10 protein-coding genes are annotated in these 16088 nt (G+C 36.5%); 1 reads left to right on the top strand and 9 read right to left on the bottom strand.

The window, feature by feature from the left end; all coding sequences use genetic code 11:
* Window positions 1–8 precede the first annotated feature (8 nt).
* From AB4J89_RS13025 to erpA, 7 genes are all read right to left on the bottom strand, one after another.
* Window positions 9–278, bottom strand: a complete 270-nt coding sequence (locus AB4J89_RS13025) for a PAAR domain-containing protein (protein ID WP_088493597.1) — start codon at window positions 276–278, stop codon at window positions 9–11.
* 49 nt (window positions 279–327) lie between these two features.
* Window positions 328–1281, bottom strand: coding sequence for a hypothetical protein (locus AB4J89_RS13020; RefSeq protein ID WP_368469525.1), 954 nt, complete (start codon window positions 1279–1281; stop codon window positions 328–330).
* Entirely contained in the window at window positions 1272–4454 is a 3183-nt protein-coding gene (locus AB4J89_RS13015; RefSeq protein ID WP_368469523.1) for a toxin VasX, read from the bottom strand. Before AB4J89_RS13015 ends, AB4J89_RS13020 begins: the two co-directional genes overlap by 10 nt.
* Window positions 4451–5644, bottom strand: a complete 1194-nt coding sequence (locus AB4J89_RS13010) for a DUF4123 domain-containing protein (RefSeq protein ID WP_368469521.1) — start codon at window positions 5642–5644, stop codon at window positions 4451–4453. Before AB4J89_RS13010 ends, AB4J89_RS13015 begins: the two co-directional genes overlap by 4 nt.
* A 13-nt stretch (window positions 5645–5657) precedes the next feature.
* Entirely contained in the window at window positions 5658–7805 is a 2148-nt protein-coding gene (locus AB4J89_RS13005) for a type VI secretion system Vgr family protein (RefSeq protein WP_368469520.1), read from the bottom strand.
* A gap of 99 nt (window positions 7806–7904) precedes the next feature.
* Complete coding sequence (locus AB4J89_RS13000; RefSeq protein ID WP_036933014.1) at window positions 7905–8423, bottom strand: Hcp family type VI secretion system effector; 519 nt, start codon at window positions 8421–8423, stop codon at window positions 7905–7907.
* 730 nt (window positions 8424–9153) lie between these two features.
* On the bottom strand, window positions 9154–9498 hold the full coding sequence (gene erpA, locus AB4J89_RS12995) for an iron-sulfur cluster insertion protein ErpA (RefSeq protein ID WP_088493601.1): 345 nt from the start codon (window positions 9496–9498) through the stop codon (window positions 9154–9156).
* A gap of 275 nt (window positions 9499–9773) precedes the next feature.
* On the opposite strand from erpA, the gene hemL reads away from it, so the two are divergent.
* A complete protein-coding gene (gene hemL / locus AB4J89_RS12990) occupies window positions 9774–11060 on the top strand; it encodes a glutamate-1-semialdehyde 2,1-aminomutase (RefSeq protein ID WP_109407918.1) in 1287 nt (428 codons plus the stop codon).
* A 92-nt stretch (window positions 11061–11152) separates the two neighbouring features.
* Here the strand turns inward: hemL and mrcB are convergent, their stop codons facing one another.
* Both mrcB and hrpB read right to left on the bottom strand, forming a co-directional pair.
* Window positions 11153–13459, bottom strand: coding sequence for a bifunctional glycosyl transferase/transpeptidase (mrcB, locus tag AB4J89_RS12985; protein WP_088493603.1), 2307 nt, complete (start codon window positions 13457–13459; stop codon window positions 11153–11155).
* Between the two features lie 128 nt (window positions 13460–13587).
* A complete protein-coding gene (gene hrpB / locus AB4J89_RS12980) occupies window positions 13588–16020 on the bottom strand; it encodes an ATP-dependent helicase HrpB (RefSeq protein WP_368469516.1) in 2433 nt (810 codons plus the stop codon).
* Window positions 16021–16088: the final 68 nt, after the last annotated feature.

The following is a 16088-nucleotide window of genomic DNA, read 5'->3' as shown; positions in this document are numbered from 1 at the left end:
ATGATTAATTACTCAATAGCTACTAATACACAACCCTTTAAACAGCCGCATTGCACTTTATGCCCCTCTAACGCGACAGGGATATTGTTTATTTTCATCATGGTATCCCCCTCAATAATTTTGCCTTTTTGCTGACAAGCAGGGCAATAAACTTCATCGCCTAAACAGGCAATTTCATGTGTTTGCTTTGCTAATAAAGAACCGCTTAATACGGTTCCTTTAGTATTGGTGGTATCATTTTTTAAAATGATTTTTCGTCCTTGGATTGTGCTACGCATGTTTATATATCCTTTTATAAATTATTAACAGCAAACTTAGCTAAAAAATCTAAATAGAATGCTTAATTGCTTCCGATAATTTATCTTCTATTTCTTTACAAGGTGGCAGCTCTTTATCAACCAAAACAACTTGTTGTTCTATTTGTCTATCAAGATCTTTGGGAATAGGCGCTTCTCTAAAAATAGAATATTTTTTTCTTGTGTACTTGCCTTCAATCAAAGGTGCTAATCCATAAAATAAATATTTGGTAATATATCCTAATCCCCATGCTTTATCATTACTACTTCCGCCTCCTAAAAAACTAAACACCGTTAAGTTTGGATAATATTTATGTTCTATCAACTTATTATTTTCATCAACTCGATATAAAATAAGTGCTAATGTTGGTTTCATATCTGCAAAATTAATTTGAGAATACTTAGCAACATAAACATTCATTTTCATGTCCCAAGTATAAAATAATTGTTTTTCTCGATCGCATATTAGATAAGGTCTATTTCTAGCAATAAAACCAAAATAGATCATTGGTAAAGAACATAATAGTGGAGTTAATAATAAAAATAAATCTAAAAAAACATTCTCCTCATAAGCATAATAATTATTATTATAGTTATAATGCAAAAAATCAAAAAAAGAAAGATGACCATTTTTTATATAAATATCTTCATATTTATATTCTCTTTCTAGTGTTTTAAAAAAATATCTATTTTCATCTTTGGGTACTTTTTTATATTCCAAACTATGTAAAAATATTCTTTCAGTATTTTTCCAAGGATCAATATAAATTGTTTTAACGCCATAGCTGAAAGCCCAAAGTAAACCGATAACAAAAGGGATCGCTAACATAGTCCTGCCATTAGAAAAAGCATGGCGTATGACTAATCGTAAATTATCTATTTTTTCCACAAAATCAAGCGCACCAGCTTGATATTGAGTCATTTTTGATGTTTCTGTTTGTAATAGTGATTCACAGTGATCACTGAGTTTGTGTTTTAGTTCCATGGATTCCCCTTTGATCTAAGCTTCATTAATCCATAATGTTTTACTTCAAGATCTGAAATTTCATTATCATCCCAATCGTATCGTAATGGTACAATATTATCTTCAAATGGTCTGTAATAGAAAAAGATTTCATTTCCATAATAAAAATTTTCTGGTGTTTTTATAACCATTTCTAAGACAGAACTTCCATTATTATCAATGTAGTTATTTTTTATATTCTCATTAAACTCAGCATCTAGTTCTGTATAATCTATTTTTTTGTATACACTATTATCGTAATGAAATAATTTATTTTTTTCTCTGTATTCGGTATAAACACTTGGAATTCTTGAGGTCATTTTACGACAAATTTGATAAAAAATCTGAGAATCATAAGGTATGAAGTTATTTAACTCCATTTTAATAATTAGTTCTTTAGCACTGTATTCCCATTCTAATTTTGGCATATAAAATATATTAATAAATTCTTGATTTTCAATTAGAAAACCATTTCTTATTTCTTTTTTATCTTTTTCAATTAATTCAAACTTATTCTTAAAATCTACTTTTTTCATATTCCAAAATGGATATTTTTTAGAATTACCCCAAAAACTACATTTAATCAACGCTTCTAAATCCCCCCATGTTGTAGCTAAATCACCAACTGTTCCTACTAACATTAAAGCAGTTCCTAAAAATATAAAAATAGGCCATAGAGCTAATTGGAAAAATATAGTACCAAGAGTTCCAATAGCTAATAAGCTATAACCAGCACCAGTAATCCCTTTAAAAATACTATTTAAATTATTTCCAATTCGCCAAGAATTATAAGCTTCATAAAAAGATATCCCCGCTAATACGGTAAAGCTAACTGTTGATAAAAATCGGAAGCTTTTTATAATAGAAAGCTCTCTCAATTTAGGTGATTTAGGAATATTAGCAATAGAACGAATTATTTTATTGTTAGCCAATAATTTCATTTTTTGTAGTTGTTTTGCTCCCATTACCGTAAATTTACTATTTTCAACAGTAGCAACAAAGCCTTCAGCTATTTTAAATGCGTAATATCCTAAACTTCGTGTCTTTAATGGATTATTTCTGCTGTAAAAACTTTGATTACTTAAAGATAGTACTATTAATGCATTAACACAAAATGCTAATCCTGGAATGGTTTTATCTATATAAGGAACTATGTTCTTTCCATTTAACGAATTATTTTTAGTGCCTACTGATTTTAATGATGACGTTATCTTATCTATACTTGGTAATTTTATCCATGCTTCATTTTTTAATCTTGAAGTTATTTTATCCCAATTAAATAATCTATTTCCCATCTTTAGATTTTCGGGTCTAAGTTTGTCTTTTAATAGCACTCCCCATTTTTTCAACTCGATCTCTAACTGTTGCCCCGTAAAGAGTTTATTCATGTTAATATTAATTTTAATTCCTGATAATTTAGCTACCTCAATAGTAAAGTCAGCCATCAGCTTTCTTCCTTTAAGAAAGGATGAGTTTTGGGATAAATTATCCATATATACAAGTGAAGTTGAAAAACTTTTTCCAAAAATAATTAATATTTTGTCAAAAGATTTAACTAATAGCTTTTTTAATTCTGGGTTTTCTACAAGCTTATTATCTAGAAATGTTCTTAATGCAACTAAAGTATCTTTCCAATCATCAATTAAATTATCATCTTCTGTTGGAAGTGTATCTGAAAATTTTTTGAATGCCTTTTTACTAATCTCTGTATCAAGCATCGTTGTTGCAACAGAAGGTAAAAGATCATATGACTCCATCAAAGAATAGGTCAGTATGTATTTACCTAAACTAGATCGTTCTTGAAGCTTTTCAATCACAGATTTTGGTGTTAATTCTTTATTAAAGAATCTATCTAATATTACAGAACCTAATTCTGTAAACTGCAAAGAATTTGTAATATCAAAAAATAATCCAGAAAAAATATACACCTCATCAATATAGCTTTCACCTGATAATTCAGCGTCACTTAAAAAGCTAAATAAACCTGTTAAATGTAATTTAAGCCCATCATATTTTTCTGAAGACAGTTTATAATTAAAAGCAAATGCATTATATAAGGATAAAATTTCTGCCGTTCTTGCATGAATATTGGAAATATTATTTTTAATTTCTTTCCAGTTAGTATTCCATTCATCTTCATTTAAACTTGATCTTACCGTTTCACGGACTTCACTAGAGTCATTTTTGAGCAGTGCTTCAATATAATTCCCAATAGTTATTGGATAGTTATAACTTTCCATATAAGATTTTAGATATGTAACTAAAAGACTATAAACGTCTAATATATCTTTTTGTCTACCAACAGGATCATGTAAAATAACCAGAGTTCCTTTTTCTCCTTTATTACAGTACGCTTTGAATATATTATCTTTTTTTTCTGGATCTATATAATAACTTTGTTGTGTAGTTCCATAACCCAACTGATAACCACAATCAGCATCTAGTTCCAATTCATTATAGCACCAATTAAATTGCTCATTTTTAATCTTATAATCTTCAACTAAATCTGATAAATTTTCTTTATTTAATTCTAATGTATACTTTTCCTCTGCATCTAAATTAATAAACTGCATTATGTTCTTTCTATATGCTGTATTATCATTTAATTTTTTCAAAATACTTTTTGATAAAGGAATATCACTAAATAATATACTGATGTTTTTAACATCTTTCTTTATCGGTAAAAAACCACAAGGTTTGCATAGTTGTTTTTTTTCTTGATAACTATTATTTTCATTGTTAAATTCGTATTCATAAAAAATCTCACTGACAGAAGCAATGTCACCTTCTTTCTCACTCTCAATTTCATTTAATATATGTTTAAAAATTAGTATTCTATTTTCACTCTGTGAGCCTCTTGTTTTTAATGGAGCCTCTTCTTTTACATATACCCATCCTTCACGTAAAATACGGGCAGTATAACCACCAACTTGATCTAATGACGTCGCAGCCATTAAATCTTGAATTGAAGGTGGTAATTGAGGCTTATATAAATCTTTTGTAAAAAAATTCATATAAGCATAACGTACAGGATATACAGGTCTAATATTACGATAACATGGTGAAGAGATTTTTGTAATGTCATCACTATCTGAAAAAATACTATTTGCTTTATCAACTATATTTATAAGATTATTATTTATTGGAAAGTTCATATTTTATCTCTACTCATTTTATTAATAGTTAAATCAAGATAATGTAATGCTCTAATTTCTTGTGATGATGAGTAATGGCTTGCTTCATTCCATAATGATAAAAACTCTTCGTTGAAAAAATCAATTTGAGCAATTATAAAATAATATATTGCTTTAGGATTTGTTAAACCCAATAAATATGCTTTATTTAATTCATTAATAAGTTCTTTTTTTTCTTTAATATTTAAATCTCTTTTATGAATTTTATACTTTGGCAAATTAATAGCTATTTTTTTCATAAAAACAGATTGTTGATAATCATGAAAAACTTTTTGTAAATATGGTGTTATTATTAATTTATTTTTTGAATAAAAATTATAATCAACAGTATTATTTTTCAAAGAAAAAAAACAATTATCTTTTAAAAAGAAGATCTCATCTATATTTTTATAAAAAATATTAGACTCAACTTCATTCAAATGTTCTAAAACCAATGAAAATATATTAGGATCATAAAACCTAAAATAGCTCCAATTATCTTTTCCATACACCTCCAAATATGTAAACTTTCTCAAATGTTTACTTAACTCAAGTAAACTTAAACTTGTTTTAATGAAAATGCAAATTGGATTATCCAAGCATAATTTTACAAATTGCTTTTGAATTATATCCATTTCACTTCTATTTTTTATTTTTATTAAATAAGGAGCACTTCTTTCTAGAATTGATTGAGTTTTTCCTTTAAGTAAACACGTCCAATCAAACCCAAGAACATGTAGTTTAGTTAAAACAAAATCACCACTTAAATGCTCATATTTACTAGCATCAATTAATATAAAAGTATTACTATCAATAAAATCATACTCTATTTCTATTTTACTCAATATAATAGCTGAACTTTCAATTGCTAATGGAAACGATACTTCTCGTTCTTCAAAAACAATCACATCCTGTTTATCTATATTATCCATTGCATTTATACATAATAGTTCTGATTTTTCACTTTGATTAATATAGCTTTCAAATAACAATATTGATTTATAATAAAAAAAAGATTTTTCATATGTGGAAAAATAATCTCTAAATTTTTCTATAGCGCTTTCTTCAGTATCAGAATTTACTAATAGTTTTCCCTCAATTTTACTTTCAGTTGATTCAAAATAATACTCAAGAACCCAAGTTTTTTTAATTTTTTCAAATAGAGATAACATTTAATTCCCTTTATCAATCATCCAATTTTTGACAGTCTTCAGCTAATGCTAATCCTTCATTTGAGGCATTATCTAAAGATGATACTGATTCTGGACTCCCTGATTCAATCGAGACATTCCCACAAATATTAATATTACCTGTTAACTTTATGCCTTGAGAGTCAATCAAAATAGAACCTGACTTACTCTTTATTAAAATAGTTTCACTAGCCTGTAAAGTATATATTTTAGTATTTGAATGAATTCCATCTGATGCATTTATATGATATTTTTTCTTTATATTAGATAATTTATCCTCACCGATTTCTTCTATGAAATTAGAGAAAATTGTTTCTGTCTTAGCATTACCAATTTTTATAATTTTATCTTTATTAATTTCTTCAAATTGGTTTAGTCCAATATTTATATGTTGCTCATTAACTATACGAATAAATTCATCATGACAAACCTCATGTTTGCGATCATTTGCAACTTCATGAGATTCATTTTTACCAATATATTGAAATTTATTATGGTTAATATGCGTATTTTGATCCCTCTGCGCATGCAAATACACTTCTTCGCGTCCGCCGGCATCCTCAAATCGTAACTCATTAAACCCTGTGCCTTTATGCGTCTTGGTACGAAATGTGGTTCGGGTTTTTTCTTTGGGTAAATCAAGCGGAGGAGCATTACGACCGTTATAGGTGCAACCGGTGATAATTGGTCTATCAATATCGCCATTTAAATAAGACACAATCACCTCTTGCCCAATGCGAGGGATCGCCATAAATCCGAAGCCATCACCATTCCAACCTTGTGCCACTCGCAACCAACACGAGCCACTATGATCAGGCTTTCCGCGCCTATCCCAATGAAAATAGACTTTTACCGCGCCTTGTTCATTGGTGTAAATCTCCTCACCTTCTGGACCAACGACTGTCGCCAACTCATCACCATCCGCCAGCGGTTTATAATGAAAAGGTGGACGCCATTCTTGTGTGCCAGGAATAAATGTCACGTGATTGCTCAACTGGGTGCCTTCACCGCCCCCGTTATCCGCAGAGGGCTGTACACCGTGATGCGAAACGCTGATCACTTGCCAACGCGAATTCATACGTGCACTTGGATGATTGGTTAAGGTAAACACTTTGCCCGGCATTAACGCAAAACAGTTAGTGCTTGCTGAGCCTGTTTGACGATAATTTTGAGATTGCTCATAACGCAGTTGATTCAATGGCTGCGCTTCTGCCTCTTCTTGAAAACGGCCATAGCTTTCAAAAACAGGGTGTTGCTGATGAACGTCACCCGTTGTGTTTTGTGATAACGGGTAAGAAGGACGTATTGGGTTATAATCTTTGTCAATACGCACATCACTGCATAAACGTTCGGTATAGCGCCATGTGGTGGCAGTGGTATCCGTAATATCGGTTTCTGCTTGTGGGTTATAGGTTAGCGTGATCCCCGCCGTCATCCCTAAATGATTGTCGCTATAAAACAGTTTTGGCCCTTCTTCAAACCAAAAATTGATCCCTTCTTCAAACGCTAAACGACACCAGAAGGCATAAGCGGATTCGCGCTTTTGCGTGATATAGCGGCGAGTTTGATGCAGTTCGGGTTGATAGAGCTGGTTGTCATATTTGATATGCGCTTCATCTAGTAATTGCTGAAGAATTTGAGGTACCGTTTTATGTTGGAAAATACGGCTATCTTGATTAAGCGTCATCACCCACATTTCAGGGCGAATAACAAATTGATACCACGTTTTAACGCCGTCGGTGTTGCCTTGTTCAGCACTCGCCAGTAAGCCTTGAACCGTGCGGATTGTTTTACCGTCACGACTGACAGTTAATGATGAAGCCACACCTAATTGGTTGGCAAAATCAATATCGCGTTGCTCACTCACCGCGTGTATCGAAAGCGTGAAAAGCTCTGATAATCCTTCGTTTAAATCAAACTGAGTGACTTGAAAAGTGCTTTTAGGTAAATCGCCAATTTGGCAAGTAAACACTAACCCTGTATGAAGTAATCCCTTTCCTAGGGTGTCGAGTAATTCACTGTATTTTTTAATGCGAGCTTGCTGTTCAGAGAATGTCATCCCTATTTCAAAAGGGCGAGATGATGCCGGATCATCTAATACCAAACGAGGTTTAGGGGTATTGTTAGCGTCATTCGTTGACATAAAAGCTCCCATTTAAATGTGACAAACACGCAATAAAAAAGACAAAAAATGCAGAGAACAATGGGCCCATGACAGAGCCCATAAATAAAGTGTGAAGAATTAACCTTCGAGTGGCGCACGCCAGTCGTCAGAGCCTGATGTCCCTGCAACGGTGTGTTCCCAATCAATTTTGCGATAAGAAAGAGACACTTCGATCAGTTGAGTGAAGTCAGACTTAGTCGGATCTTGGCAGTGTGGCATTTGGCAATCGATATTCACGATGGTGGCATCAGTTAATGTGGTGGTGAAGAAATGCTCTTGCTTCCCTTCAACCGAGGTGCGATACCATTTTAATGTGATTTTTGGCAACATTTCGCCCGAGGCTAAGGCGTTATACAGCAGAGGAACCGCTTTGTTTAACGCCACCGTAAAACGGAAAGGTTTATGCGCACGTTGACCTGAAGGCTGACCTGATTGTGGATCAGTGGGCACAGTCACTACATGAGAGAATGCTTGCACCAGCATTTCATCTTCGTGGCCTTGAACATAAATATTTCCTACTGATTCAGCCGTAAATGCACCCGCAGTAATATTGCCTTGGGTTTTTCCTTCAATGGAGATATAGCATGGAGTTGGCATGGCAAGTCCTTAATTAACTATCAGTTATTGTTTCTCAACAAAACTATTATTGTTGATGTCCTTTTCAAAAAATCAGCCAGTGCGCACCGCGATTTGATTAGAGTAGCTTAAGTAATTTTAAGGGGAAGTAAAGGGAGTGACGGAAAAGAAGGACGTTGTATCCTCGTAGGATAAGTGACTTAGCGTAAAATAATTGTTCAGACGTTATTTACTGCTTTCGTTTCTTAAAATAAGTGTATTTACTTACATCATTCTCTTTCGCAAATGTCCGAAATCTCGCTAAAGCCAGTCAGTTCTAATGTACATGGATTTTTAATATGTAACAAAGTGTGTATTTTGTTTCAATTTGTAACAATGTTGATTTATAAGGAAAAAATAGCCCTATTTTCAAAATAATAAGCAAACTACGATTTTTATTTTCAAAGGACAAAAAATCCGCACCTAAAATTTAGCGTATCGCAGAAGATCTATTTAACTAGAGGCAAAAATATCACCCATAGAGTGATTTTATGAAATAAGCTCAGAAAGAATAAATAACGAAAAGAAGAGAAGAGAAGAGAAGAGAAGAAAAGAGTAACCAATAAACTCTCACAAACAAAAGTCGTGAGCGAGCAAGCAGTGCAACAAGGCAGACAGCGCACAGTAAGCGGAGCATACATTAGTATGTGAGCATTACGAGCACTGCTCTAACGCCGTGGCACTACTGCACAGCCACGACGCCAAAGAAGGATCAGATACTGAAAGAGGAACCGCAACCACACGTACTCGTCGCATTAGGATTCGTCACAATAAAACGCGACCCCTCCAATCCCTCAGTATAATCCACACAGCCGCCCACTAAATACTGCAAACTCATCGGATCAACCACTAAGGCAACGCCTTGTTTTTCTATGGTCATATCACCTTCATTCATTGCATCATCAAAGGTAAAACCATACTGGAATCCGCTACAACCGCCGCCCGTGATATAAACACGTAAACGCAGATTTGGATTTTCTTCATCCGCAATCAAATCTTTTACTTTATTTGCAGCCGCGTCAGTAAATTGTAACGGCAGAGCCATATCATCACTCATTGTTCACTCCAGACTGGGTATTCCAGCAAAAAAACAGCCAGCAAAAATTTATATTTCTTGCTGATATAATGTGATGATTATCTAATACCTGCTCATAACCTTCAAGTTTGTTGTGGACAAAATACACTTTTTGCTACCTATCGCTTTTTACGATAAATCGCGCACCCACAATAACAGTGATAAATCAAAATGTTGTTGTCGTGTATTTGGCTTCATCTGCGCGGTGCTTTAGAATACGCCTTAATCTTACGCTCACCCATCATTAGGAGTCTGACATGAGCAAGTCTGAAACGCTTTATAATCTCGCACAACAAGTGATCCCCGGCGGTGTCAACTCACCTGTTAGAGCATTTAACGGTGTAGGTGGAACCCCTCTTTTTATTGAACGTGCTAATGGTGCGTATATTTATGATGTTGATGGACGAGCTTACCTTGACTATGTCGGCTCATGGGGACCGATGGTTTTAGGTCACAACCACCCTTCCATTCGTCATGCTGTTACTGACGCGGTACAAAAAGGTCTAAGCTTTGGCGCACCAACGGCTGCTGAAGTTGAAATGGCAAACCTAGTCACTGAACTGGTACCTTCCATGGACATGGTTCGCATGGTGAACTCAGGTACAGAAGCGACAATGAGCGCTATTCGCCTTGCTCGTGGTTACACGGGTCGTGACAAAATCATTAAATTTGAAGGTTGCTACCACGGTCATGCAGATTGCCTATTAGTTAAAGCAGGCTCTGGCGCGCTAACGATGGGACAACCAAATTCACCAGGTGTACCCGCTGATTTTGTAAAACACACCTTAACCTGTACTTACAACGATTTAAATTCTGTACGCCAAGCATTTGAAAATTACCCTGAAGAAGTCGCTTGTATCATTGTTGAGCCTGTTGCGGGCAATATGAACTGCGTACCACCAAAAGCAGACTTCTTACCGGGCTTACGTGCATTATGTGATGAGTTTGGTGCATTGCTGATTATTGATGAAGTTATGACAGGTTTTCGCGTGGCATTAGGTGGCGCACAAGCTTATTACGATGTTGATCCTGATTTAACATGCTTAGGTAAAATCATTGGTGGCGGTATGCCAGTGGGTGCATTTGGTGGACATATGGAAGTGATGTCTAAACTCGCACCAATTGGCCCTGTTTATCAAGCAGGTACTTTATCAGGCAACCCAATTGCAATGGCAGCAGGTCTTGCGTGTTTACACGAAGTATCACAACCCGGTGTTCATCAAACATTAAATGAACTAACAACAATGCTGGCTGATGGTTTACTTGAAAAAGCACAACAAGCGGGCATTCCAATGGTTATAAACCATGTTGGCGGGATGTTTGGTCTGTTCTTTACGGATGCAAAAGAAGTCACTTGCTATCAAGATGTGATGAACTGCGATGTTGAACGCTTTAAACAATTCTTCCATTTAATGCTAGAAAAACGTGTCTACCTTGCACCTTCTGCATTTGAAGCAGGCTTTATGTCTATTGCTCATACTAAAGAAGATATTCAACGCACTATTGATGCAGCGGAATATGCTTTTGCTCAGATGAAGGGCTAATATTCGATTCGTTTTTTAATAAAAATAAGATGCGAATAAACAAAAAACGGCACTTATGTGCCGTTTTTATTTTAGCTAATCTATGTGATTACTTACTCAGAAAACAAATCTTGTAACCATTTCGGTGCGCCACTTTCATCAGTATCTTGCTGAACAGGTGTGCATAATCCATCTGGATTTGCTGTCCATACAGGTAGAGTACGAACACCACCGCCATAACAAGCAAAATTACCTTGAGCATCGACAGACATCTCTGCGATATCTTCTGGCACTGGTGGATTTAATTTCAGCGGTGCCTGATTCTCTAAATAATTACGGTACAGCAACAATGCCCCTGTTGAACCCGTTAAGTTCGTTGGGCCATTATTATCGCGTCCCATCCACGAAATCGTCACTTCCTTACCATCAATTCCCGCGAACCAACTATCACGGAGATCGTTAGTGGTACCGGTTTTACCTGCAAGGTTGTAATTACCAAATTTTGGTTTTAATACGCGCCATGCTGTTCCCGAATTCACCACTTGTTGCATACCAAATAGCGTCATATAAGCTGCTTGAGGTGAAACAGTTGTTTCAGCTTGAGGATAACTTTGGTAAAGCACTGTACCATCTTGGGCAATCACAGAACGCAATGATGACAATTTTGCGCGATTACCTAAACTACCAATTGTTTGGAAGGTTTGAGCCACTTCCATTGGTGTTAAGTTTAATGCACCTAATAACATCGCTGGCACTTTTTCTAGATTTTCCGCTGGTGCGCCTAAGTTGATCCATGTTTTGATCACTTGGTCTAATCCCACTTCTAAACCAAGATTTACTGTAGGTATATTACGTGAGGTTGCTAACGCATCCACCAGCATTAATTTACCTTTATAACCACGATCGTAGTTACGAGGTTGCCAAGGTTTCCCCCCCGGAATAGGCACAGAAATCGGTTCATCAGCAAGCCATGTATTTAAACGAAAACGCTCTGGTTCACTTAATGCGGTTAAATAGGTCGCGGGTTTTGCCAAAGAGCCAATCGAGCGACGGGCTGATAATGCACGGTTAAAACCTGCATATTGTGGTTGAGATCCCCCCACTAAGGCTCTTACTTCACCACTTAAGCGATCCACAACAACCATCGCCCCTTCAAGATCGTCAATTTTACGAACTTTACGGATATCCGCGACACCCACTTCAACCGCTTTTTCAGCTGCATCTTGTGAGACAGGATCTAATGTGGTGAAAATTTTTGTACCTGATAAATCTTTCACTTTATCGCCCAAGGTTGTTTGTAACTCTTGGCGAACCAGTTGCATAAACGCAGGTTGAGGTGTTAACGCTTCGCTACGTGGCTTCACACCCAAAGGACGCGCACTAAGCACATTGTAAAGCTCTTGGTCGATTATCTCTTGGGTTTGCAGTAGTTTTAATACCACATTACGGCGCTCTAACGCTGCTTTAGGGTTACGCCAAGGATTATAAGCAGATGCACCTTTAACCATACCCACTAAAAGCGCTTGCTGATCAAGGCTTAATTCATCAACAGGACGACCAAAATAGTAAAGGCTAGCTAAAGGGAAGCCTCGAATTTGCTCATCACCACTTTGCCCTAAAAAAACCTCATTAAGATACAGTTCTAAAATACGATCTTTGCTATAACTCGCATCCATAATGATCGCCATATAGGCTTCATTAAGTTTTCTTTTTAACGTTCTTTCGTTAGTCAAAAACAGGTTTTTCACTAACTGTTGCGTTAAGGTACTCCCACCTTGAACTGCTTTACCTGCCGTAAAGTTCGCTAAGACTGCACGGCCAATAGAATAAAGGCTGATACCGTCGTGCTCATAGAAACGGCGATCTTCTGTTGCAATTAACGTATCCACTAATAATTGTGGAAATTTATCCCTTGCTAAGAATAAGCGTTGTTCACCATTTGCAGATTGCATCATGGTAATTAATTTAGGATCAAGACGGAAAAAGCCAAATTGCCGTTGATTATCCATGTTAGTAATACTAACCAAGGAATTTTGCTCAAAGGCTAATTTAGCTAAAATTTGTTCTTCACGACCATCAGGAAAATCGAAAGGTCGGCGCAACATTTCAATCGTGTTGCCTCTTACCACAAATTCGCCGGGACGAGTGATTTTGTTAACATTGCGGTATTGCATACCCTCAAGTAAGCTCACCATCTCTTTTTGGCTATAATTCATGCCCGGTTCTAAGTTAACGGTACGTCCGTAAACCGCGGCAGGTAATTCCCAAACATTGCCATCAAGGCGCTCTTTAATTTGAGAATGTAAATAAACACCATAAATACCCATTAAAACCGCAACCACAATGGCGATTTTGACAAATAACCAAAACCAAGAACGACCTCTTTTGGTTTGTTTCACTGGTCTTTTCTTTCTACTCATGAACTGTATCTCTCATTAAAACCCCTTTATCACGGGATAAAGAAGCCTAACATTGTCGCTATTTTTCTGTGTGATCCCACAAGAAAGCTCTCAAATACGAATAAAACTAGGGTAAAACTAATATTCATTTATTGGCTATATTTTTTTACTCGCCGTGTGGGTGCGGTATCTGCGGGTGAGTCAGGCCATAAATGCTTGGGATAACGCCCTTTCATCTCTTTTTGCACCTCTTTATAACTTCCTGCCCAAAATGTCGCCAAATCTTGTGTTTTCTGAATAGGTCGATGAGCAGGTGATAATAACTCCATCACAACGGGTAATTGACCATTCGCCACAATAGGGCTTTGCTGTTCGCCATAAACCTCTTGAATGCGGATAGCGATCACAGGAGGTAACTCCAAATCATAGTTGATAATCACTTTTGTGCCTGTTGGCGCCAAATAATGCGTCGGAAATAAGCGTTGAAGCAACTGATTTTCATGCCATGTTAATTGGTTTTTTATAATCGTATTAATATCAACTTGTTGTAACGCTTTTAATGTCTGAACTTCTCCCAGTTCAGGCAATAACCATGTTTCTAACGTTTCAAGTAACACCATTTCTTCTAAATCAGGTAATAAGGCTTCTGGGCACCATTTTTTCGCCAAAGAAAGGCGTATAAAAAGCTGTTGAGTTTCTTCATTCAGTGCTAAAGCATTTAAACCGTTATCTCTCAGCCAATTCAATAATGCTTGCTGCATTTGCTGTTTATTGGGTTTGTCTAATTGGCGCTGGCTTAAGGTTAATCGCCCTAATTGGCGTTGTTGCCATGCGACCAACGTACCGCGTTTTTCATCCCATTCAACAGTCGTATTATTTTCAATAAGCTCTGGAAAAGTAGCTGATATTTCATCGATATCAATCGGTAGTGCTAATAAAATGCGGACATCAGCATAATGCACATTTTGTAGTAATAATGGTGCTAAGATCCACGGTGTATCACTTATTGAGTGCGAATGTTCCATCATGGCACCTTGCCCATTCGCTAAACGAAAACGACCTTGATTATCTCGATTTTTAGCAATCCTATCAGGAAACCCAACCGCTAATAATAAACCTAACAATTCAGGGTAAAACGTCCCTTTCCGGTGTTGAGAAAGCTGTTTTTCACGTCGTGTCCAGAAGGTGTTTTTTTGTTGAGCAATCCACTCCAGATTAATTTCTTGTCCTCGGGGCGGCTCTTCTAAGATTGCACATAAGCGTGCTGCCGTCGCAAGATGATTGTCACTTTGCTCACTTGCATAATCTAAGATAGCAGCAAGTCGAGGCTCTATGCCCCATTGAGCCATGCGCGAGCCTCGTGCGGTTAATCCACCTTGTTTATCTATTGCACCTAAACGATACAATAAATCTTGAGCGGCATGTAGTGCTTGAGGTGTTGGCTTATCCAACCAATTCAACTGATTAATGTCGCGACAACCCCACTGCAAAACAGAAAGCCATAACGACGATAAATCACTACTTAAAATTTCAGGTATTTGGTGAGAAGCAACACGCGCTGCCTGCTCTTGGCTTATTAAATGCCAGCAAATACCAGCCTCAAGACGTCCTGCTCGTCCAGCTCTTTGTGTCTGTGATGATTGGCTAATTCTTTGACGCAATAAACTAGTGACACCGCTTTTCAAATCAAATTGAGCTCGTTTTTCAATAGCGCTATCAAGAACCAAGCGAATACCTTCAATAGTCAGACTGGTTTCTGCAATATTGGTGGCAAGGACGACTTTTCGATAGCCTTTTTCTGTCGGCTCAATCGCTTTTTGTTGTTCTGCTAATGAAAGCGCACCATAAAGCGGAAATAGCAGAACATTGTTATCTACTTTATCTTTTAGTATTTCTGCAACACGCACTATCTCTGCACTACCCGGCAAGAATATCAACATAGAACCGGTTTCTTGTGCTAATAATCGCAACGCCATTGTGGCAATTTCTTGTTCAAAAGGTTGATGCGTACTGATAGGAGAATACACTCTTTCGACAGGGTAACTGCGCCCTTGAGCGCTGATCATGGGGGCATCTGGTAATAGTGAAGTGAGTTTTTGGTTATCTAAGGTTGCAGACATAATCAAAACACGCAAATCATCACGTAACCCCATCTGCACATCAAGCAATAGAGCCAGTGCTAAATCTGCCTGCAAACTACGTTCATGAAATTCATCTAAAATCACTAGGCTTACGCCAGCCAACTCAGGATCTTGCTGTAACATCCGGTTTAGTACTCCTTCTGTTACCACTTCGAGTCGAGTTTGTGAACTGACTTTGCTTTCCGCCTTCATTCGATAGCCTACCGTATTTCCAACATCTTCATTTAGTTGACTGGCTAAACGGTAAGCAATACTTTTAGCGGCAATTCGTCTTGGCTCTAATAAAATAATTTTGCCATCAAAGCAATTTTGCTCCAGCAAATAGAGCGGAAGCGCCGTGGATTTACCTGCACCAGTAGGTGCATGAAGCAAAACTTGTGGGGATTGTTTTAATGCAGTAACGATTTTTTCTGTTACATCAAAGATTGGCAATAAATGCACACAGGCTCCATGGCTCATTAACTTTCTTGGCTAGGCATTGTAGCATTAGCGCTTTATTAAAGGTCGTA

Origin of the sequence: Proteus sp. STS61-E (assembly GCF_040932335.1) — a bacterium.
GTDB classification, from domain to species: Bacteria; Pseudomonadota; Gammaproteobacteria; order Enterobacterales; family Enterobacteriaceae; genus Proteus; species Proteus mirabilis_B.
Note: the sequence above shows the minus strand (reverse complement) of the source record. Positions and strands in the feature narration are given on the sequence as shown.

What these genes read in the sequence shown, in the direction of transcription:
- mrcB (WP_088493603.1), bottom strand. Translation starts at nt 13,459, where the DNA reads ATGAGTAGAAAGAAAAGACCAGTGAAACAAACCAAAAGAGGTCGTTCT.
- hemL (WP_109407918.1), top strand. Translation starts at nt 9,774, where the DNA reads ATGAGCAAGTCTGAAACGCTTTATAATCTCGCACAACAAGTGATCCCC.
- AB4J89_RS13025 (WP_088493597.1), bottom strand. Translation starts at nt 278, where the DNA reads ATGCGTAGCACAATCCAAGGACGAAAAATCATTTTAAAAAATGATACC.
- AB4J89_RS13000 (WP_036933014.1), bottom strand. Translation starts at nt 8,423, where the DNA reads ATGCCAACTCCATGCTATATCTCCATTGAAGGAAAAACCCAAGGCAAT.
- erpA (WP_088493601.1), bottom strand. Translation starts at nt 9,498, where the DNA reads ATGAGTGATGATATGGCTCTGCCGTTACAATTTACTGACGCGGCTGCA.
- AB4J89_RS13010 (WP_368469521.1), bottom strand. Translation starts at nt 5,644, where the DNA reads ATGTTATCTCTATTTGAAAAAATTAAAAAAACTTGGGTTCTTGAGTAT.
- AB4J89_RS13020 (WP_368469525.1), bottom strand. Translation starts at nt 1,281, where the DNA reads ATGGAACTAAAACACAAACTCAGTGATCACTGTGAATCACTATTACAA.
- AB4J89_RS13015 (WP_368469523.1), bottom strand. Translation starts at nt 4,454, where the DNA reads ATGAACTTTCCAATAAATAATAATCTTATAAATATAGTTGATAAAGCA.
- AB4J89_RS13005 (WP_368469520.1), bottom strand. Translation starts at nt 7,805, where the DNA reads ATGTCAACGAATGACGCTAACAATACCCCTAAACCTCGTTTGGTATTA.